The organism is Hymenobacter mellowenesis (genome assembly GCF_030581005.1).
GTDB classification, from domain to species: Bacteria; Bacteroidota; Bacteroidia; order Cytophagales; family Hymenobacteraceae; genus Hymenobacter; species Hymenobacter mellowenesis.
Map to the genome: position 1 here is coordinate 293,939 of NZ_JAUQSX010000003.1, position 21,453 is coordinate 315,391.

A 21,453-nucleotide genomic window follows, 5' to 3' on the forward strand; every position below is an offset into this window, starting at 1 on the left:
AGCATTGTGCGTAAAAAAATATCCCAATCCCTCCTGATACTGAGCGGCGCCACGCTGCTGAGCTCCTGCGCCAAAGAGGCGTACCTGTTCACCTCCTTCCGCGAGCCGGCCACCGACGGCCTGCACCTGCTCTACAGTTACGACGGCTACAAATGGAAGGACCTGAACAAGTCGTTCCTGACGCCCCAGGTCGGGCCCAGCAAGCTCATGCGCGACCCCAGCATCACGCAGGGGCCAGACGGCACCTACCACCTCGTCTGGACCTGCGGCTGGAAAGGCGATAAGGGCTTCGGCTACGCCAGCTCCAAGGATTTGGTGCATTGGTCGGAGCAGCGTTTCATCGACGTGATGAGCCACGAGCCCAGCACGGTGAACGTGTGGGCCCCTGAAATCTTCTTCGACCCGCCCACCCAGCAGTTCCTCATTGTGTGGGCCAGCACCATCCCGCTGCGCTTCCCCAAAGGACAGGAAGAAGAGGACAACAACCACCGCCTCTACTACACCACCACCAAAGATTTCCAAACCTTCGCACCCACCCGCCTCTACCTCGACCCCGGTTTCAGCGTCATCGATTCGGAAGTGCTGCGGCGCGGCGTCGATGATTACGTGCTGGTGGTGAAGGACAACACCCGGCCCGAGCGCAACATTAAAGTGGCTTTCGGTCCCACCGCCACCGGCCCATTTCTGAAAGTATCAGAGCCCTTCACGGCCAATTTCACCGAAGGCCCCAGCGTGGCCAAGCTGCCGCACAACCAATGGCTGATTTACTATGACGCCTACCGCGAGAAGAAGTACGGCGCGGTCAAAACTTCCGATTTCAAAACCTTCACCGATGTATCAGCCAAGGTGAGCGTGCCCGTCGGCCACAAGCACGGCACCATCTTCATAGTGCCGCGCAAGACGCTTAAGAATCTGCTGCAAACCGCGCCAGCAGGGGCGGCGGGTGCCACTTCAGCTACTGGAAAACCATGAGTAAAAATCAATTGCTGGCAGGATGTAGCGTGGACTCTGCGAGTCCGCGCACGGTCGAACGGCTTGGCAAGGCGCGGACTCGCAGAGTCCACGCTACAGTGCTGGCGGCGTTGCTCCCAGCCCTCGGCGCCCAAGCTCAAACCGCGCCCGAAACCATCCGCTACACCGGCACTACGCTCAGCAACGTGGACTACCACCACGGTCAACTGCGGCCGGCCATCGGCACGCACGCCCGGCAGGTGCTGCGCGCCAACCGCGAGCACCCCGACGCTGCTAACGGCGAGGGCTGGACCTACAACCACGCCCCCATGTTGGCTTATTGGAACGGGCAATTCTACTATCAATACCTCAGCAACCCGGTGGGCGAGCACGTGCCGCCCGGCCGCACGCTGCTGATGACCTCGAAGGACGGCAAAGCCTGGACCAACCCGACGGTCATTTTTCCGCCCTACAAAATCCCCGACGGCACTACCAAAGAAGGCCACCCCGGCAAAGTCGCCAAGGACCTTTATGCCGTAATGCACCAGCGTATCGGCTTCTACACGTCGAAGAAAGGCCGGTTGCTTACCCTTGGCTATTACGGGATTGTCATCGAGCCGCACGACGACCCGAACGACGGCCACGGCATCGGCCGGGTGGTGCGCGAGGTACTGCCCGGCGGCAAGTTTGGCCCGATTTACTTCCTGCGGAATAACGCCTCCTGGGACAAGTCGAAATCGACCTACCCCTTCTACACCACCAGCAAAGACAAAGGCTTCGTGGCCGCCTGCGAGGAAATCCTGGCCAATCCGCTGATGATGCAGCAGATGGTAGAAGAACAGGACCGCCAGGACCCCTTGATTCCCATCAAAAAGGACTACAAGGCCTTCAGCTATTACCACTTGCCCGATGGGCAGCGCGTGGTGGGCCTCTGGAAGCACGCCCTCACCACCATCAGCCCCGACGGCGGCAAAACCTGGCCCAACCCGGTCATCCGCGCCCCGCACTTCGTGAACAGCAACGCCAAAATCTGGGGCCAGCGCACCACCGACGGCCGCTACGCCACGGTGTACAATCCCTCAGAATTCCGCTGGCCGCTGAGCATCTCGACCAGCGAAAACGGCCTCGACTACACCGACCTCTGGCTGGTGCACGGCGAGATAACGCCCATGCGTTACGGCGGTGCCTACAAAAGCTACGGCCCGCAATACGTACGCGGCATCCAGGAAGGCGACGGCATCCCGCCCGATAAAAACCTCTGGGTGACCTACAGCGTGAACAAGGAAGACTTGTGGATTGCCTCGGTGCCCGTGCCAGTGCGCGCCACCGCCACCGCGCCCGCCAACGATGACTTCACCCAACTCCCCGCTGGCCAGGAATTGACTAACTGGAATACCTACAGTCTGGTGCAAGCCCCCGTCGAAATCGGCAAGCTACCCGATGGTACCAAGGCCCTCGTCTTCAAAGACTCCGATAAATTCGACTACGCCAAGGCCGAGCGCATCATCCCGAACGCCAAAAAGTTGACGGCTGAGTTCTCGGTAGTCCCCGCCCAAAACGACAAGGGCCTGCTGCAAATTGAGTTTCAAGACATCAAAGGCTCACCGGCCGTGCAACTGACCTTCGATGCCGAGGGAAACTTCCGCAACAAAGCCGGCTCGCGTTTCAAGAACATGACGAAGTACGTTGCCGGTCAACAGTATGATGTGAAGGTGGCGCTCGATGTCGATACTCGCTCCTACACCGTGGCTATCAATGGCAAGCCATCCGGGACGTTCATTTTCTATGCCCCGGTGGCCTCGTTCGAGCGCATCATGTTCCGCACCGGCGAGGCCCGCCACTTCCCCACGCCCGATACCCCGGCCGACCAAGAGTATGACCTGCCGAAAGCAGGCGACTCGGAGCCGGAGGCCGTGTTCTATCTGAAGACATTGAAAACATCCATGCCTGACGCGGCTGCGAAAGGACTGGGCGCTAATTGAGCGAGTAGAACGATGTATAGACGCGACACTTCGCGTCTCCTCGTTGAACGGCCCAGGTGCCGCAGTCCAAACTACATCAGCAACGATTGAGACGCGAAGTGTCGCGTCTCTACATATCATACCGCATGCCCTCACGATTATCCAAGGTTGCTAAACTTGTCGCACTGTTGCTTTTGCTGTTGCCTTTTACGCACGCTCACGCCCAGCGCACCGAAACCCAACTGCTTTCCGGCACCGGCAGCGACCACACTGTGAAGTGGCAGTTCTTCTGCACCGCCGGGCGCAACTCGGGCAAGTGGACCACCATCCCCGTCCCCTCCAACTGGGAATTGCAAGGCTTCGGCAAATACAACTACGGGCATAACAAAGACACTACCCGCGGCAAGGAAAGCGGCCTCTACAAGTACCAATTCAAGGTGCCGGCCAACTGGCAGGGCAAGGTGGTGAACATCGTCTTCGACGGCGCGATGACGGATACCGAGGTGAAAATCAACGGCCAATCGGCTGGCGCTGTTCACCAAGGCTCGTACTACCGCTTCAAGTACGACATCAGCAAGCTACTGCAATACGGCAAAACCAACCTACTCGAAGCCAAAGTCAGCAAGCACTCGGCCAACGAATCGGTGAACGATGCCGAGCGGCGCGGTGACTTCTGGATTTTCGGCGGCATCTTCCGGCCTGTCTTTCTGGAGGCGCTGCCGGCCGCGCACATCAGCCGCGTGGCGCTGGATGCGCGGGCCGATGGCAGTTTCAAGGCTGACGTGTACGCGGGCGGCGCGGCGGCCGATGAGGTCGTGGGTCAGCTCTACACCCTGGCCGGGCAGAAAGTAGGAGGGGAGTTTCGCGCCTCGGTGATGGCTGGCGGTGCGCCAACCCGCTTGCAAACCAGCATTCCCAACCCCCAACTCTGGACCCCCGAAACGCCCAACCGCTATCGTTTAGCCCTTACCCTGCGCAAGGGCGGTCAAACGGTACACACCCTCAGCCAGCGCTTCGGCTTCCGCACCGTGGAGCTGCGCGAACGTGAGGGCTATTACGTCAACGGCGTGAAAATCAAGTTTAAGGGCGTGAACCGGCACTCGTTCTGGCCCAGCTCGGGCCGCGCTACTAGCAAGGCGCTGAGCATAATGGACGTAAACCTGATGAAGGACATGAACATGAACGCCGTGCGCATGTCGCACTACCCGCCCGACGACCATTTCCTAGAAGCCTGCGACTCGCTCGGCCTCTTCGTGTTCGATGAGCTGGCCGGCTGGCACGCCACCTACAACACGCCCACTGGCACCAAGCTCAGCGAGGAAATGGTGACCAAGGACGAAACCCACCCCAGCATCATCGGCTGGATAAACGGTAATGAGGGCGGCCACAACTTCGACCTCGACCCCGTGCTCGACCGCCTCGACCTGCAAAAGCGCCCCGTGGTGCACGCCTGGCAGGTATTCCGTGGGACAGACACCCAGCACTACATCAACTACGACTACGGCAACGGCACCCACCTGCACGGCCACAACGTGGTGTTCCCCACCGAATTCCTGCACGGCCTCTACGACGGCGGCCACGGCGCGGGCCTCGAAGATTACTGGGAGCAAATGTGGCGCGAGCCGCTCTCGGCCGGCGGCTTCCTCTGGGACTTCTCCGACGCTGCCGTGGTCCGCACCGACAAAGGCGGCATCCTCGACACCGACGGCGACCACGGCCCCGACGGCATCGTGGGCCCCTACCGCGAGAAGGAAGGCAGCTTCTTCACCATCAAGGAAGTATGGAGCCCCGTCTTCTTCGAACGCCGCGAAATCACGCCCGCCTTCGACGGCACGTTCCGCATCCAGAACCGCTTCACCTACACCAACCTGAGCGCCTGCAAATTCACCTGGAAGCTGGCCCAACTACCCGCGCCCGGCAGCAGCGCCGCACCCACCGCGCGCACCGGTAGCATCGCCGCGCCCAGCATCGCGCCCACCGAATTCGGCCCGCTCAAGCTGAGCCTGCCCGCCGACTGGGCACAGGCCGATGTGCTCTACATCACCGCCACCGACCCTACCGGCCGCGAAATCTACACCTGGAGCTGGCCCATTGCCCGCCCCGCGCAAGTGGCCCAGCGACTGGCCGTTACCACCGGCTCCGGCACGGCCACCCTCACCGAAACCGATTCGCTCTACACCGCCAGCGCCCACGGTGTCACGCTCACCTTCAGCCGCAAAACCGGCCTGCTGCGCCAGGTACGCAACGCCAAAGGCCTCATCCCGCTCACCAACGGCCCCGTGCTGGCCGAGGGCGAAGCCGCTTTCGAAGGCCTCACCCAGCACCAGGACGGCGCCAACGTGGTCATTGATGCGAAGTTTGGCAAAGCCAGCCGCTACCAGTCGCTGCAATGGACGGTGTACCCCTCCGGCTGGGTCCGCATGACCGCCAAGTACTTCCCCAAAGACTACGATTTTGCTCTGGCCGGCCTCAGCTTCAGCTACCCCGAAAAGGAGGTAAAAGGCATCCAGTGGCGCGGCGATGGCCCCTACCGCGTCTGGAAAGACCGCCTGAAAGGCACCAACCTAGGCGTCTGGACCAAGGCCTACAACAACACCAGCACCGGCGAGCCCGACGGCACCAAGAGCCCGCTCTACCCCGAATTCAAGGGATACTACTCTAATTTTTACTGGCTCACGCTCCAAACCACCGGCCAGCCCCTCACCATCCTCTGCGACCAGGAAGACGTGTACCTGCGCCTCTTTACGCCCCGCTTCGCCGCTAAGCCCTACAACACGGCCCCGGCTTTCCCCAGCGGCAACCTCTCGTTCATGCACGGCATCACGCCCATCGGTACCAAGTCGCAAAAAGCCGAAAACATGGGCCCCATGGGCAAAACCAACATGTATTACGACTACAGCAAAGACCCCTCGTACGCCAAGGAAATCACGCTGTACTTCGATTTCTCGGGCGATAATGCGCCGGCTCCGGCAGCCGGTAAGCGGTAGGAGGGCAGTCACCACCTCAGAACGGTCATGCTGAGCGCAGCCGAAGCATCTCGCGTGCAGCAGTAAACCCGGCGTCAGGATTAGTAATGCGGTAGAGATGCTTCGGCTGCGCTCAGCATGACCGGCTGTATATTGCCAGCCGTCCCTTCCCACCCGCCCGCATGCCATCCACCCCGCTCCCCACTAAGCCCCATTACCCCATTCTCGATGGTCTGCGGGGCGTGGCGGCGCTCATGGTCGTGGCCTTTCACCTGTGCGAGGCCCACGCCACCAGCCACCTCGACCAGGTGATAAACCACGGCTACCTGGCGGTGGATTTCTTCTTTTTGCTGTCGGGGTTTGTGATTGGCTACGCCTACGACGACCGGTGGGGCCGCCTCACAGTGGGCGGTTTCTTTACGCGGCGGCTGGTGCGGCTGCAACCCATGGTGGTGCTGGGGATGCTGATTGGGGCGGGGTTATATTACTTCCAGGCGGGTAGCCTATTCCCCGCCATTGCCACCACGCCGGGGTGGCTGGTGCTGCTCGTGCTGCTGCTGGGCTGCCTGATGGTGCCGGTGCCGCCCGCCCTCGACATTCGGGGCTGGCACGAAACCTATCCGCTCAACGGGCCGGGCTGGTCGCTGTTCTTCGAGTACGTGGCCAACGTCTTGTACGCCACTGTCGTGCGCCGTTTCTCCAACGTGGCGCTGGCCGGGCTGGTGGTGCTGTCGGCGGGGGCGCTGCTGCACCTGGCCGTCACCAGCCCCCAGGGCGATGTCATTGGCGGCTGGTCGCTGGAGCCGGAGCAACTGCACATCGGCTTCGCCCGCATGATGTACCCATTTTTTGCGGGGCTGCTGCTGTTTCGGCTGGCCCGGCTGCGTAGCATTGCCAATGCCTTTGGGTGGAGCAGCCTGCTGGTGGTGGGGGTGTTGGCCATGCCCCGCATCGGCAGCCCCGCGCACCCGTGGCAAAATGGGCTCTACGATGCGCTCAGCATCCTGCTTGTCTTCCCCGGTATTATCTTCCTGGGGGCCAGCGGGGCGGTGCGCTCGGCCCCGGCCCAACGGCTGTGCCGCTTCCTGGGCGATATTTCGTACCCGATTTACATCACGCACTATCCGCTCATCTACACCTACACGGCCTGGGTCGCGGCGCACAAAGTGCCCTTGCGCGACGGCTGGCCCGTGGCGGCGCTGGTCTTTCTGGCCGCCGTAGCCATTGCCTACGCTTGCTTGAAATGGTACGACGAGCCGGTGCGAGCTTGGTTGAAGAAGAAGGTGCTGGTGGATGGTGCTATCTTGCCTTCAAAACATTGAAGTCTATAGTTCGGGCTTCAGCATGTCCTGAATCAAATGACAAGGCAAACCGAATTCGATATCGCACTTTCCTTTGCTGGTGAAGACCGCGCTTACGTTGATAATGTTGCGAATATGCTGAGGGCGAAAGGAATCAAAGTGTTTTATGATAAATTTGAAGAAGCTAATTTGTGGGGCAAGAATTTATATGACTACCTAATTGATGTTTATAGTAATAAAGCATTTTATACTATAATGTTTGTTTCTGAACATTATAATAGGAAGCTTTGGACTAATCTTGAACGGCAGGCAATGCAGAGCAGAGCCTTTCAAGAAAATCAAGAATACATCTTGCCTGCAAGATTCGATTCAACAGAAATACCCGGAATATTCCCTACAGTTGGGTATATTTCTTTAAAGGATAAACCAGTATCTGAGTTTGTAGAAACAGTTTGCAAGAAATTAGTATTGAGCGGACGAACAGTGCCCAGTGAAAGCATACGTAGAAGCTTGTCGCCAATGGTAACAGTTCCTAAAGCGGAACCAGCGCAGTTTGTAGTAACAGTAAAGGATGAAAATAATGAATTATTAGAAAACTCAAGCATTTTTTTGTTAGCTGATAACAATACATTTTTAAAGGGGAATTCTGATGAAAAAGGAAAATATGAATTTGAGATTAGTACGAGAAGAAATTATAAGCTGTATTTCGCCAATAGTAACTTTCCTGCATTCACTGTAGAGAAAATTGACCCGACAGGTGATATTCAACTCCAAATGCATTCATCTGAAAATGTCGGCTCCATTATCTGTGATAGTTCATGTTCTATTCCTGGTTTAAAAGGCAGGCTTAACCTAATACTTGATACTTTGCATAGAAAGTACCTCTATGCAGATAACATTGCTATAAACGGTGGTGAACAGCAGCCTGCATCATTTAAATTGAATGTGCCTATGGATTTGGAGGATTGTGATGGTATTATTATGCAGGTTACAGTGAAAGACATTCAAGGTAGTGTCTCGCTTATTGAGTACGTGAAACCGGTTTTTTCCTGATTGCCCATATCCCCTCAGTAATAGTGTACATTGATTGAATTTTTTTTAAAAAACCTAATATGCAATTGCTGACACATCCTAAGTGGATAGAATTTTTAAGTAACGTTCACAGCGCAACGGAACAGTTGGGTAATCCTGATATCATTTGGTTCAGAGGGCAAGGGAATGCAAAGTACACATTGCTTCCAAGCTTGCTTAGGTTTGATAATGGCCTGAGCAAAGAAGAGGAAATGTTTCATACTTTTCGACGATTTTCTGAGAAGATATTTCACGCAAATCCTAGTGAATGGGAGACATTATTTAATATGCAACATTACCATATTCCGACAAGGCTTTTGGATTGGTCGGAAACGTTTGGAGTCGCTCTGTATTTTGCGGTTAATAGCAATAATGGTGTAGATGATTCGGCGATTTATCTTCTGGACCCTTTACAACTTAATAAAGAATGTGGTAGGGAAAAGATTTATCGCTTGCCATATGATGAAGATAGTTTTAAATACTCGGATATTTATTGGCATAAAAAGCCGTTTAAGGCAACATCACCCATAGCAGTTGAGCCTGTTTTTCAGAATGACAGAATCATTGCTCAAAGAGGAACATTTACTGTTCATCATAATAACACGCAACCTATAGAAACGCAATTCCCCAAAGTCGTTAAAAAAATTACGATTAGTGAGGAGGCAATTCCATCTGCAAAAGAGTTTTTGAAATTGGCAAATATAAATGAATTCACTGTATATCCTGACGTAGCAGGCATAGCGGAGTTTATTAAAAAATCTATTGGATTACAGTAGAAGTATCTATTACTACAAAAAAAAGGTGTGCATGTTTGCTTGTAAAATGAATTTGATTCCTTAAATTCGGAATACACCTATTACATATTTAAAACCACCCAACTTCTATCATACCCCCATTCCACCATCCTCCCGCCACCTTGCGCAAATCGTGAAGATTCGTGCTAACATCCTAGAATAAAGAGCAGCAAAAAAGTCGGACTTTGGGGTGCCAAATGCGCCCCGCGCAACCCCCACGGCCCAGGCCTGCCAAGCGGCGGGTTTTCTCGCGCAGCCGGCGCGGGAGCCGGAGGGGGAAGGCCCTGACTATGAATCAAAAACACTTGCTTTTTTTCCTACTGCTACTGCTGGTGGGCCCGTCATGGACCCAGGCAGCGGCACCGGCCGCCGTGCAGCTGGCGCACCTGCGCTGCGAGTTGCTGACTAATCCGGAGGGCATCGACGCTACCGCCCCGCGCCTGAGCTGGGAGCTGAGCAGCCCGGCGCGCGGCCTGGCGCAAACCGCCTACCAGCTGCTGGTGGCCTCGACGCCCGAGAAGCTGGCCGCCGACGAGGGCGACCTGTGGAATTCGGGCAAGGTCGGCGGCGGGCAGTCGGGGCTGGTGGCCTACGGAGGCGCGCCGCTGCGCAGCCGCACCCGCTGCTACTGGAAGGTGCGGACGTGGACCACCCAGGGCGAATCGGGGTGGAGCGCGCCGGCCCGCTGGAGCATGGGCCTGCTGAACTACCTCGACTGGAAAGGCCGCTGGATTGGCCTCGACCACGCCTTTGCCTGGGACAAGGAGGAGTCGCACGCGCGGCTGTCGGCGCGGTATTTCCGCAAGGAGTTTACCGCCGCCAAGGTGGTGACGCAGGCCACGGCCTCCATCATCGGGCTGGGGCTGTACGAGCTGTACCTGAACGGGCAGCGCGTGGGCGACCAGGTGCTCGCGCCCGGCCCCACCGACTACACCCAGGGCGTGAAGTACAACACCTTCGACGTGACGGCGCTGCTGCGGCCGGGGGCCAACGCCGTGGGCGCGGTGCTCGGCAACGGCCGCTTCTACGCCATGCGGCAAAACTATAAGCCGTACAAAATCAAGACCTTCGGCTACCCCAAGCTGCTGATGCAACTGGACGTGACCTACGCCGACGGCAGCCACGAGGTCATCAAAACCGACGAGACCTGGCATGCCACCGCCGACGGCCCCATCCGCACCAACAACGAGTACGACGGCGAGGAATACGACGCCACCAAGGAAATGCCCGGCTGGGCCACGGCCGGCTTCGATGCCAAAAGCTGGCTGAAAACCGAGCTGGTGCAGGAGCCCGGCGGCGCCTACGAGGCCCAGATGAACGAGAACATGCGGGTAATGGAAACCCTGAAGCCAGTGGCCCTCAAGCCCCTGGCGGGCGGCAAGTTCATCCTTGACATGGGCCAGAACATGGCGGGCTGGCTGCGGTTGCGCGCCACCGGCCGGCGGGGCGACAAAATCACGCTGCGCTTTGCCGAAACCCTACAAGCCAGCGGCGAGCTGTACGTGGCCAACCTGCGCGATGCCCGCGTGACCGACGTGTACACGCTGCGCGGCGGCGGGCGCGAAACCTGGGAGCCGACCTTCGTTTTCCACGGCTTCCGGTACGTCGAAATCAGCGGCTACCCCGGCACGCCCACGCTGGCCGATTTCGACGGGCGTGTGGTGTACGACGACATGGCCACGACCGGCGAGTTTGCGACCTCCAACGCCACCATCAACCAGATTTACCGCAACGCCTACTGGGGCATTCGGAGCAACTACAAGGGCATGCCCATCGACTGCCCGCAGCGCAACGAGCGGCAGCCCTGGCTCGGCGACCGCACCACCGGGGCCTACGGCGAAAGCTTCGTGTTTGACAATTCGCGCCTGTACGCCAAGTGGCTGGACGACATTGCGCAGGCCCAGAAAGCCGACGGCAGCATCCCCGACGTGGCCCCCGCCTTCTGGCGCTACTACGGCGACAACGTGACCTGGCCCGGCACCTACCTCACCATCGCCGACATGCTCTACCAGCAGTTCGGCGACGCGCAGCCCATTGCCAAGCACTACGGCTCGATGCGCCGCTGGCTGGCCTACATGCGCGCCAACTACATGACGGACAACAACATTGTCACCAAGGATAAGTATGGCGACTGGTGCGTGCCGCCCGAATCGGCCAAGCTGATTCACTCGCAGGACCCCGCCCGCAACACCAGCGGCGAGGTCATCGCCACCAGCACCTACTATCACATGCTAACGCTAATGCAGCGCTTCGCCACCGTGCTCGGCAAGCCCGCTGATGCGCAGGAATATGCCGCCCTGGGGGCTAAAATCAAGGATGCGTTCAACCAGAAATTTCTGAACGCCCAAACCGCGCAGTACAGCAACAACACCGTGACGGCCAACCTGCTACCCCTGGCCTACGGCCTGACGCCGGATGCCGAGCGCGGCAAGGTTTTCCAGAATATCACGCAGAAAATCCTGGTCGAAAACACGGGCCACATCAGCACCGGCGTCATCGGCACGCAGTGGCTCATGCGCGGCCTCACCGCCGAGGGCCGCCCCGACATTGCCTACAAGCTGGCCACCAACCGCGACTACCCGAGCTGGGGCTACATGGCCGCCAACGGCGCCACCACCATCTGGGAGCTCTGGAACGGCAACACCGCCGACCCCGCCATGAACTCCCAAAACCACGTGATGCTGCTCGGCGATTTGCTGATTTGGTACTACGAGGATTTGGCCGGCATCAAGGCCGCCGCGCCGGGCTTTTCGCAGCTGGAAATGAAGCCGGCCCTGATTGACGGCTTAACTTCGGTGAAGGCTTCTTATAAGTCGGTGCGCGGCGAAATCCGCAGCAGCTGGCAGCGCGAGGCGAAGCGCTTCACTTGGAATATCACGGTGCCGGGCAACGTGAAGGCGCTGGTGTATCTGCCCGCCAAGGATGCCAAAGACGTGACGGAGGGCGGAAAAAAGGCTTCTGACGTGGCTGGAGTTAAGTTTTTGCGGATGGAAGGGGATAGGGCGGTGTTTGAGATTGGGTCGGGCGAGTATGCGTTTGTGGCGAAGATGTGAGAAATGAATAAGAATGTCATGCAGAGCGCAGCGAAGCATCTCTACCGCTCCGTTCAATGGGGCGCCTCACCCCCCGGCCCCCTCTCCGAAAAGGAGAGGGGGAGCCAGACGACTACCGGACTAGGGCTAAGGCTAAAAGCTAGGGCTAATTCCCCCTCTCCTTTTCGGAGAGGGGGCTAGGGGATGAGGCGCCCCGTCCGGCGAGCTTCTTGCATTATCCCCCCACGTTCTAATTATTTAGACTTCCGCTTAATGAATCAAATACGAGCTATAAACAAGCTGAAAATAAAGGCCCTAGCCGTAGCCTCCGCGCTGCTGCTGGCCAGCACCCCAGCCGCCCACGCCCAAACCCCAACGCCCACCGCCACGCAAATCCCCACCACCGCCAAGTGGTCGGAGCGCATGGCGCTGTCGGTGCTGAAGCGGAGCCCGTGGCTGCAAGACCCTGCGCTGCCCGATTCCTGGGGCTACACGCAGGGGCTGCTGATGCACGCGCTGGAGGCGTTGGAGCACCAGAACCATGAACCGCGCCTGCGCACCGCCTTGCAGCAGTACGGCGACAAAATGGTGGATGCCCAGGGCGAAATTCACAACAAAGACTACAAGCCGCTGGACAACAGCCTCGACAACATCAACTCGGGCAAGGTGCTGTTCCAGCTTTACACCGATACCAAGCAGGAGAAGTACAGAATTGCTCTGCAAAAGCTGCACGCCGAGCTTCAGCAACAGCCTAAAACCATCGACGGCGGCTACTGGCACAAGAAGAAATACCCCAGCCAGATGTGGCTTGATGGCGCCTACATGGCCAGTCCATTCGTGGCCCAATACGCGGCGTATTTCAAGGAGCCGGCCGGGTTTGATGAGGCCGCCAAGCAGCTGCTCTTGCTCGAAAAGCACCTGCGCGACCCCAGAACCGGCCTGCTCTACCACGGCTGGGACGAGAAGCACGTGCAAGCCTGGGCCAACCCCGAAACCGGCCAGTCGCCCAACTTCTGGGGGCGCGCCATCGGCTGGTACGGCATGGCCTTGGTGGATGTGCTCGACTACCTCCCCGCCAAGCACCCCGACCGCCCCAAACTGGTGCAGGTGCTCGACCGGCTGGCCGTGGCCATGCAGCAGTATCAGGACCCCGCCTCGGGCCTCTGGTACCAAGTGGTGGATAAAGGTGGGCAGCCCGGCAACTACTTGGAGGCGTCCGCCTCGTGCATGTTCGTGTACACGCTGGCCAAGGGCGTGAACAAGGGCTACCTCAATAAAAAATACCGCTCGGTGGCCCAAAAAGGCTTCGACGGCATCACCACAAAGCTCATCGAAGTCAAACCCGACGGCGAGCTCAACCTGCTGCAAGTGTGCGAAGTAGCCGGCCTGGGCCCCGGCACCGAGCGCAACGGCTCCTACGAGTACTATGTGGGCGAGCGCATCAAAATCAACGACCTGAAAGGGGTAGGCCCGTTCATCCTGGCTAGTCTCGAACTCAACAAATAGCGGCCCCGGCCATCCAACATATCGCCATGAGAAACCCCATTTTGCTACTGGCCCTCGGGCTGCTTGCGCACGGCGCATCGGCCCAAACGCAGCCGTGGAAACAGGGCATCGTCACCGACGAATTCATCTTTGAAAAAGCGCCCTTCCCCGAGAGCCACGCCGCCACCATCGCCGAGACGCCGAAGGGCCTTGTGGCCGCGTGGTTTGGCGGCACCAAGGAGCGCAACCCCGACGTGGGCATCTGGGTGAGCCGCCAGGAAAACGGCCACTGGACCGCCCCCGTGGAGGTGGCCAACGGCATCCAAAACGAAAACCTGCGCTACCCTACCTGGAACCCGGTGCTCTACCAGGCCCCCGGCGGCGAGTTGCTGCTGTTCTACAAAATCGGTCCAAAACCCTCGGACTGGAAGGGCTGGCTGCGCACTTCCCAGGACAACGGCCTGACGTGGTCGGCGGCCCAGGCGCTGCCGGAAGGCTACATCGGGCCGGTGAAAAATAAGCCCGTGCTGCTCAAAAACGGCACCTTGCTCTCGCCCACCAGCACCGAGGGCGGCGGCGGCTGGCTGGTGCATTTTGAGGCTTCGCCGGACTTCGGTAAGACTTGGACGAAGACCGAGCCCGTGCTTAACGGCGCGACCCAGGGAGCGATTCAGCCCAGCATCCTCACCTACAAGGATGGCCGCCTGCAAGCCCTCTGCCGCAGCCGTGACCGCGCCATCCTCGAAACGTGGTCGACGGACCAGGGCAAAACCTGGTCGCCGCTGGCCAAAACCAGCCTGCCCAACAACAACTCCGGCACCGACGCCGTGACCCTGAAAGACGGCCGCCAACTGCTGGTGTATAACCACGTGTTACCGCCCGGCACCCTCGCCAAAGGCCCCCGCACGCCGCTAAATGTGGCCGTGTCGAAAGACGGCAAAGAGTGGTACGCCGTGGCCATTCTGGAAGACTCGCCCATCAGCCAGTACTCGTACCCGTCGGTCATTCAGACCAAAGACGGGCTGGTGCATTTCGTGTACACCTGGCGGCGCCAACGCATCAAACACGCCGTGCTCGACCCTAAAAAGATGAAGCTGGTGAAGATTGAAAACGGCGTGTGGCCGGCCATGAAAGGCTACAAAGCGCCGGTGGGTGAGGCGGAGATTACGAAGGATTGAGGACGACTCACGCGGGGAACCTCACCCCCGGCCCCTCTCCAAAAGAGAGGGGAGCCTGACGATTTTTAACGAACGCGCCGCCATGGCTCCCCTCTCTTTTGGAGAGGGGCCGGGGGTGAGGTTCCCGGGGCCGGGCATCCGCTCGCTGGCTCATTATTTAAGCTTTCCCACCCATGTCCAGATTCTTCCGCCTGCTCCTAGGTTCGCTTTTCCTCACCACCGCTGCCCAGGCGCAGAACTCCGACGACCAGTACCGCGAGCCGTTGCAGCAGGTGCTGGAGGAGATTCAGCAGCGCTACGGCGTGAAAATCCGGCCCGACGCGGCCATGGTGAAGGACAAGTACGTGACCTACGCCGAGTGGCGCTTCCGCCCCGACGTGGACGAAACCCTGCGTAGCGTGCTGGCCCCGTTCGACTATCAGGCGGCGAAGACCGGCGACAAAAACTACAAGCTCAAAACCTTCCAATACCACCTCAAAACGCCCGACGAAGGCGCAGCCCAGCTGGCGCAGCTCGCCAGCAAGTACCACGACGCGGCTACCTGGGAGAAGCGCAAAGCCGAACTGCGCAGTTGCATGTGGTCGGCGTTGCGGCTGTCGCCCATGCCAGCCAAGCCCGCCAGCAAGCCTATCATTACCAACAAGCGGCAGTTTAACGGCTACACGGTGGAGAACGTGGCCATTGAAACGCTGCCGGGCTACTACATGACCGGCTCCATTTACAAGCCGCTCAAAGCCAAGGGTAAAATCCCGGTTATTATCAGCCCCGATGGGCATTTTGGCGACGGGCGCTACCGGGCCGATGCGCAGTTGCGGTGCGCTACGCTGGCCCGCATGGGGGCAATGGTGTATAGCTACGACCTGTTTGCCTGGGGCGAGTCGCTGCTGCAATTCAAGGGCGAAGACCACCGCCGCAGCTTTGCCATGACGGTGCAGGCCCTGAACGGCGAGCGGGCGCTTGACTACCTGCTGTCGCTGAAAGATGCCGACAAAACCCGTGTGGCCATCACCGGCGGCTCGGGCGGCGGCAGCCAAACCATGCTGCTGACGGCCCTCGACGACCGCATTAAAGTGAGCGTGCCGGTGGTAATGCTCTCGACCTACCATAGTGGCGGCTGCCCCTGCGAAAGCGGCCAGCCCGTGCACCTCTGCGGCAACGGCACCAACAACGCCGAAATCGCCGCCATGGCCGCCCCGCGCCCTCAACTCGCCATTACCGACGGCGGCGACTGGACCGCTCAGACGCCCGAAGTCGCGTATCCTTATTTGCAGAAAATCTACGGCTACTACGGCAAAACCGACTTCGTGCAGAACGTGCATCTGCCCAAAGAAGTCCATGACTATGGCCCCTCGAAGCGGCAGGCCATGTACGAGTTTATGGCGAAGAACCTGGGGCTGAACCTGGCCGCTGCGGAGGATAAAACCGGCAAGCTCGACGAGTCGCACGTGACGGTGGAGAAGGAGGAAGCACAGCGGGTTTTCGGGCCGAAAGGCGAGGGGCTACCGGCCAATGCACTGCACAGCTTCGAGGATTTGCAGGCGGTTTTCTCGAAGGCGGTGGCACCGTGATGTAGCGTGGACTCTGCGAGTCCGCGCAACGAGCGCAGCGAGTATTGATGCTTGCTTCGGTTGATTTTTAATATAATTCAAGTGCAGCCGAGGATACTCGCTACGCTCGTTACGCGGACTCGCAGAGTCCACGCTACATTCAGCATGATTCGAACGTTACTCATCGCCATCACCCTGCTAGCCACCGCGCCCGTCCACGCCGCCGACATCTGGGTAGCGCCCACCGGCTCCGACCGCAACCCCGGCACCCAGGCCCAGCCGCTGTCCACCCCAAATGCCGCCCTTCGCCATGCCCGCGACCTGCGCCGCCTGCACGATGCCTCAGTGGCCGACGGCGTGCATATCTGGCTAAAGGGCGGCGAATACCGCCTGACGGAACCGTGGTTTTTTCGCCCCGAAGACGCGGGCACCGCCACCAGCCCTACCGTGATTGAGGCCGCGCCGGGCGAGCAGCCGGTGCTGAGCGGCGGCGTATCGGTAACGGGCTGGCACAAAGCCGTGGGCAGAATTGCCGGCCTGCCGGCTGCCGCGCAGGGCCAGGTATGGGTGGCCGCAGCGCCGCTGCTAGCCGGCCGCGCCCTCAATTTTCGCCAGCTGTGGGTGAATGGCCGAAAAGCCACCCGCGCCCGCACTCCCAACAATGACAACCTGCCCCGCCTGCTCAACTGGGACACCGACAAGCGCGAAACGCTGGTGCCAACCGCCGCCCTAGGTGCGGTGAAACAGCCCAGCCAGCTGGAAATGGTGCTGCACCAGATGTGGGCCGTGAACGTGCTGCGCGTGAAAACCCTGACCGCAGCCGGCGACAAAACCCGCCTCACGTTTCAGGAGCCCGAAAGCCGCATCCAGTTTGAGCACCCTTGGCCGCGGCCCATCATCAACGGCAAGAACGGCAGCTCGGCCTTCTACCTGACCAATGCCATCGAGTTGCTCGACCAGCCCGGCGAGTGGTTTTATGACGCGCCGCACGGGCAGGTCTATTACTGGCCCCGGCCGGCCGAAAACCTGGCCACCGCCCAAGTGGTAGCGCCCGCGCTGGAAACGGTGCTGCGGGTAGCCGGCACCCTCGACCAGCCGGTGAGCTACGTGCAGTTCAAGGGGCTGACTTTCGCCTACACCATCTGGCTGCGGCCTTCGGAGCAGGGCCATGTGCCCTTGCAGGCCGGCATGTATTTGCTGGATGGCTATTCGCTAGCCAAGCCCGGCACGCCCGATAAAAAAGACCTCGAAAACCAGGCCTGGATTGGCCGGCCGCCGGCTGGGGTGGAGGTGCAGAATGCGCACCACACCCGCTTCGAGCGCTGCCAGTTCCTGCACATGGGCGCGACGGCGCTGGATTTCCAGAGCGGCACTCACGATGACGTCATCGCCGGCTGTACCGTGCGCGACGTGGCGGTGAACGGCGTGCAAATGGGTAAGTTTTCTGACGAAAGTGTGGAAACGCACCTGCCCTACAACCCAAAAGACGAGCGGGAAATCTGCGCCAACGAGTTGCTGGAAAACAACCTAGTTACCGACTGCGGCAACGAGGACTGGGGCGCGGTGGGCATTGCCGCGGGATTTGTGCGGGGCGTGACTATTCGGCACAACGAAGTAGCGCAGGTGCCTTACACCGGCATCAGCCTGGGATGGGGGTGGACCAAAACTGCCAACGCCATGCGCGACAACCGCGTGCTGGCCAATTACATCCACCATTACGCCCAGCATACCTACGACGTGGCGGGCGTGTACACCCTCTCGGCCCAGCCAGGCACGGTCATCAGCGAAAACCGCGTCGATGAAATCGGCCGCGCGCCCTACGTGCACGACCCCGACCACTGGTTCTACCTCTATCTGGACGAAGGGTCGTCCAACATCACGGTGCAGGACAACTGGTGCCCGGCCGAGAAATTCCTCGCCAATGCCAACGGGCCGGGCAATGTATGGAAGAATAACGGGCCAACGGTGAGCGAGGCCATCAAGCAGGCGGCGGGATTGGAGGCGGGATATCAGGATTTACGGAAAGCTTCAGCCCAGAAATGAACAAGAAGAGAACGTCATGCAGAGCGCAGCGAAGCATCTCGCGTGCAGTAGTAAATACTGATTGCAATGGAGCGAGCGAGATGCTTCGCTGCGCTATGCATGACCAAAGAATAAATCAACCCACCTGATGATAAAGCCCTACCCGAAACGAGTTGCAGCTATGCTGCTTCTATTCCTGCTGACCACCGCTACCCAAGCCCAAACCGCCACATCCAAAGCCACCTGGATTTGGTACCCCGGCGACTACGAAATCTGGCTGGGCAACCAGATGCAGAACCGCCGCACCGAGCGCGGCACGTTCTTTCCCGTGTTCTGGCGAATGGACAGCCACTACGTCCTCATTGATTTTCACAAGGACTTCGACCTTGCGCAGCCCGAAGAAGTGGAGCTGCGCACCGAGGGCCAGTACAACGTGAAGCTCGACGGCAAGCCCCTCACCGGCGCCCCCACGCGCCTGACCGTGCCGGCCGGCAAGCACCGGATTAACATCAAAGTGTACAACCAAGCCACGCCGCCCACGGTGTTCGTGCGCGGCAAAACCATTGCCTCCGATGCGTCGTGGCTAGTGACCTACGAGGACAAGGAGTGGATTGACGCCTCGGGCAAAACGTCTGACCAGTCGGGCACCACCTGGCTGCAGGCGGGCGCCTGGAATTTCGACTCGCCGGAGGCGCGGCCCTCCGCTTTTAAGTTGCCGACGGAGGTGCGGCGGGCAGCCCGCGTGGAGCGCACGGCGCAGGGCCTGGTGGCGGATTTTGGGCGCGAAACCTTCGGCTACATCAAGCTGCACGGGGTGAAAGGCAAGGGCCAGGTGGCGGTGTATTTCGGCGAATCGAAAGAAGAAGCCTTAGCCACCGAAACCTGCGAAACGCTGGAATACCTGGCCGTGGACCAGCCGCAAAAAGGCGACCGGGTGACGAGCTTGTCGAAGGCGTTTCGCTACGTGAATATCCGGCCCGAGGTGGGGGTGAGTCTCGATTCGGTGTCGCTGCTGTATGAGTATGCGCCGGTGGCAGAGCGGGGCAAATTCCGCTGCTCCGACGCGCAGCTGAATAAAATCTGGGACGTGGCGGCTTACACCATGCACCTCAACACGAGAGAGTTTTTCATCGACGGCATCAAGCGCGACCGGTGGGTGTGGTCGGGCGACGCCTACCAGAGCTATCTGATGAACTATTACCTGTATTTCGACACGCCGACCGTGAACCGCACGCAGTTTGCCCTGCGCGGCAAAGACCCCGTCACCAGCCACATCAACACCATCATGGACTACAGCTTCTACTGGTTCATCAGCGTGTACGATGCCTACCAGTACACCGGCGACAAGGCCCAGGTGCAGCAGCTCTACCCCCGCATGCAAAGCCTGATGGACTACTGCCTCGGCCGCCGCAACAAGGACGGCCTGATGGAAGGCCTGGCCGGCGACTGGGTCTTCATCGACTGGGCCGATGGCCTGAGCAAGAAGGGCGAAGTGAGCTTCGAGCAGCTGCTGCTCTGCCGCAGCCTCGAGAGCATGGCCCTGTGCGCCAAGTTAGTTGATGACCAGGCCGGCGCGCAGAAATATCAGCAGTTGGCCACCGACCTCAAAGCCAAAATCTTCGCCACTTACTGGAATGCCGGCAAAGGCGCGCTGGTGCATAGCCGCGTCGGCGGTCAGCCAACGGAGAACGTGACGCGCTACGCCAACATGTTTGCCATCTTCTTCGACTACCTCAGCCCCGAGCAGGAGCAGCAGGTAAAGAAATCGGTGCTCCTGAACCCGCAGGTGCCCAAAATCACGACGCCCTACATGCGCTTCTACGAGCTGGAAGCCCTGTGCGCGATGGGCGAGCAGCCCTACGTGCTCAAGGAAATGAAGGCGTATTGGGGCGGCATGCTGAACGAAGGCGCCACCTCGTTCTGGGAAGAATACGACCCGACTAAAAAAGGCACCGAGCACCTGGCCATGTATGGCCGGCCCTTCGGCAAGAGCCTCTGCCACGCCTGGGGCGCTAGCCCCATCTACCTGCTGGGCAAGTACTACCTCGGCGTAAAACCCCTCACGCCTGGCTACGCCACCTACGAAATCGTGCCCAGCCTCGGCGGCCTGGCCTGGATGGAAGGCACCGTGCCAACGCCGCAGGGTGACATTACGGTGGCCGCCAGCCCCAAGCAGCTCAAGGTAAAAGGCGCCGTGGGCACCGGTACGCTGCGCTTTGCCAGCAAGTCGAAACCGAGTTGCAAAAGCAGCAAAATCGTGGCGAAAGGCAGCGGGCAGTATGAGCTGACGCTGGAAAAAGGACGCGAGTACGTGGTGACTTATCAGGCTTTGTGATGGAAGGTCCTCTGCATACCTCTGCAAAATCCTCTATACCCCTCTGCGGGAACCGCCGCCTGCTCGGCCTGCTGCTATGGCTACTGCCGCTGCTAACCCATGCACAGGCCGGAGAAAAGATGTCGGTTATCGAAATTATTGGCTCTGGAAAAGCGCCGGTTTCGCCCGGTAGCTTGGTAGCCTTGTGCCGCAAATACCAGTTGCCAGCCACGGCCGTGTACAGCTGGCAAAACCATCTAGTTGTCTACGGCAAAACTGCCAGCATCCGGGCGCTGCAAAAGAACCTGGCCGCTATTTACGCTGGCAATGAAGTGAAGCTTTATCCCACGCCTTTCTACAAATTCGACCGGCATTACTGCGCCGATAAAATCACCGCCCGGCAGTGGGACAACATCATCCTGACGGCTAACTTGGTCAAGAACCCCAAAAAGCAGCAGCAGTACCTGAGCCACCACGCCACGCAGTTCCAAAAGTGGCCGGAAGTGGCGCAGGGCTTCTGCAACGCCAGTTTTCAGCAGCTGCTGGTGTTTCGGCAGGGGCGGCAACTGGTGCTGGTCATCAGCATTCCGCACGGCGCGAGCCTTGATGAATTGAACCCTAAAACGTCGCTGAACAACCCGCGCGTGGACGACTGGAACGCCCTGATGAAGCAGTACCAGGAAGGCCTGCCCGGCACCAAGCCGGGGGAAACGTGGGTATTTCTAAAGCCGGTAGTGGCGAAGCAACCAGTGTCGCTTAAAAAATGAAAAGTTAACGGTCATGCTGAGCGCGGTCGAAGCATCTCTACCGCTTCGTTGCAAACGTCAGCAG

Annotated in this window: 13 protein-coding genes; all 13 read left to right on the forward strand. The window is 59.4% G+C overall.

The window, feature by feature from the left end; genetic code table 11:
• Positions 1–6 precede the first annotated feature (6 nt).
• On the forward strand, positions 7–972 hold the full coding sequence (locus Q5H92_RS07530) for a glycoside hydrolase family 43 protein (protein WP_305010892.1): 966 nt from the start codon (positions 7–9) through the stop codon (positions 970–972).
• Between the two features lie 110 nt (positions 973–1,082).
• Positions 1,083–2,933 (forward strand): sialidase family protein, encoded by a 1,851-nt coding sequence (locus tag Q5H92_RS07535; RefSeq protein ID WP_305010893.1) that lies wholly within the window; start codon positions 1,083–1,085, stop codon positions 2,931–2,933.
• 173 nt (positions 2,934–3,106) lie between these two features.
• Positions 3,107–5,899, forward strand: a complete 2,793-nt coding sequence (locus Q5H92_RS07540) for a glycoside hydrolase family 2 protein (protein WP_305010894.1) — start codon at positions 3,107–3,109, stop codon at positions 5,897–5,899.
• A 161-nt stretch (positions 5,900–6,060) separates the two neighbouring features.
• Positions 6,061–7,200, forward strand: a complete 1,140-nt coding sequence (locus Q5H92_RS07545) for an acyltransferase family protein (protein ID WP_305010895.1) — start codon at positions 6,061–6,063, stop codon at positions 7,198–7,200.
• Between the two features lie 36 nt (positions 7,201–7,236).
• Positions 7,237–8,232: a toll/interleukin-1 receptor domain-containing protein gene (locus Q5H92_RS07550; protein ID WP_305010896.1), complete on the forward strand. Its 996-nt coding sequence runs from the start codon at positions 7,237–7,239 to the stop codon at positions 8,230–8,232.
• A gap of 59 nt (positions 8,233–8,291) precedes the next feature.
• Positions 8,292–9,026: an FRG domain-containing protein gene (locus tag Q5H92_RS07555; RefSeq protein ID WP_305010897.1), complete on the forward strand. Its 735-nt coding sequence runs from the start codon at positions 8,292–8,294 to the stop codon at positions 9,024–9,026.
• A gap of 323 nt (positions 9,027–9,349) precedes the next feature.
• Positions 9,350–12,097, forward strand: coding sequence for an alpha-L-rhamnosidase (locus Q5H92_RS07560; protein WP_305010898.1), 2,748 nt, complete (start codon positions 9,350–9,352; stop codon positions 12,095–12,097).
• Between the two features lie 252 nt (positions 12,098–12,349).
• Positions 12,350–13,582 carry a glycoside hydrolase family 88/105 protein gene (locus tag Q5H92_RS07565; RefSeq protein ID WP_305010899.1) on the forward strand — a complete coding sequence of 411 codons (1,233 nt, stop codon included), beginning with the start codon at positions 12,350–12,352 and terminating at the stop codon, positions 13,580–13,582.
• A 26-nt stretch (positions 13,583–13,608) separates the two neighbouring features.
• Positions 13,609–14,739 (forward strand): sialidase family protein, encoded by a 1,131-nt coding sequence (locus Q5H92_RS07570; protein WP_305010900.1) that lies wholly within the window; start codon positions 13,609–13,611, stop codon positions 14,737–14,739.
• A 173-nt stretch (positions 14,740–14,912) separates the two neighbouring features.
• On the forward strand, positions 14,913–16,307 hold the full coding sequence (locus tag Q5H92_RS07575) for an alpha/beta hydrolase family protein (RefSeq protein ID WP_305010901.1): 1,395 nt from the start codon (positions 14,913–14,915) through the stop codon (positions 16,305–16,307).
• Between the two features lie 144 nt (positions 16,308–16,451).
• A complete protein-coding gene (locus tag Q5H92_RS07580; RefSeq protein WP_305010902.1) occupies positions 16,452–18,329 on the forward strand; it encodes a right-handed parallel beta-helix repeat-containing protein in 1,878 nt (625 codons plus the stop codon).
• 160 nt (positions 18,330–18,489) lie between these two features.
• Positions 18,490–20,643, forward strand: a complete 2,154-nt coding sequence (locus Q5H92_RS07585; RefSeq protein WP_305010903.1) for an alpha-L-rhamnosidase-related protein — start codon at positions 18,490–18,492, stop codon at positions 20,641–20,643.
• A gap of 119 nt (positions 20,644–20,762) precedes the next feature.
• Positions 20,763–21,389, forward strand: coding sequence for an L-rhamnose mutarotase (locus Q5H92_RS07590; protein ID WP_305010904.1), 627 nt, complete (start codon positions 20,763–20,765; stop codon positions 21,387–21,389).
• The last annotated feature ends 64 nt before the right edge of the window (positions 21,390–21,453 follow it).

What these genes read in the sequence shown, in the direction of transcription:
- Q5H92_RS07545 (WP_305010895.1), top strand. Translation starts at nt 6,061, where the DNA reads ATGCCATCCACCCCGCTCCCCACTAAGCCCCATTACCCCATTCTCGAT.
- Q5H92_RS07550 (WP_305010896.1), top strand. Translation starts at nt 7,237, where the DNA reads ATGACAAGGCAAACCGAATTCGATATCGCACTTTCCTTTGCTGGTGAA.
- Q5H92_RS07555 (WP_305010897.1), top strand. Translation starts at nt 8,292, where the DNA reads ATGCAATTGCTGACACATCCTAAGTGGATAGAATTTTTAAGTAACGTT.
- Q5H92_RS07565 (WP_305010899.1), top strand. Translation starts at nt 12,350, where the DNA reads ATGAATCAAATACGAGCTATAAACAAGCTGAAAATAAAGGCCCTAGCC.
- Q5H92_RS07570 (WP_305010900.1), top strand. Translation starts at nt 13,609, where the DNA reads ATGAGAAACCCCATTTTGCTACTGGCCCTCGGGCTGCTTGCGCACGGC.
- Q5H92_RS07575 (WP_305010901.1), top strand. Translation starts at nt 14,913, where the DNA reads ATGTCCAGATTCTTCCGCCTGCTCCTAGGTTCGCTTTTCCTCACCACC.
- Q5H92_RS07580 (WP_305010902.1), top strand. Translation starts at nt 16,452, where the DNA reads ATGATTCGAACGTTACTCATCGCCATCACCCTGCTAGCCACCGCGCCC.
- Q5H92_RS07585 (WP_305010903.1), top strand. Translation starts at nt 18,490, where the DNA reads ATGCTGCTTCTATTCCTGCTGACCACCGCTACCCAAGCCCAAACCGCC.
- Q5H92_RS07590 (WP_305010904.1), top strand. Translation starts at nt 20,763, where the DNA reads ATGTCGGTTATCGAAATTATTGGCTCTGGAAAAGCGCCGGTTTCGCCC.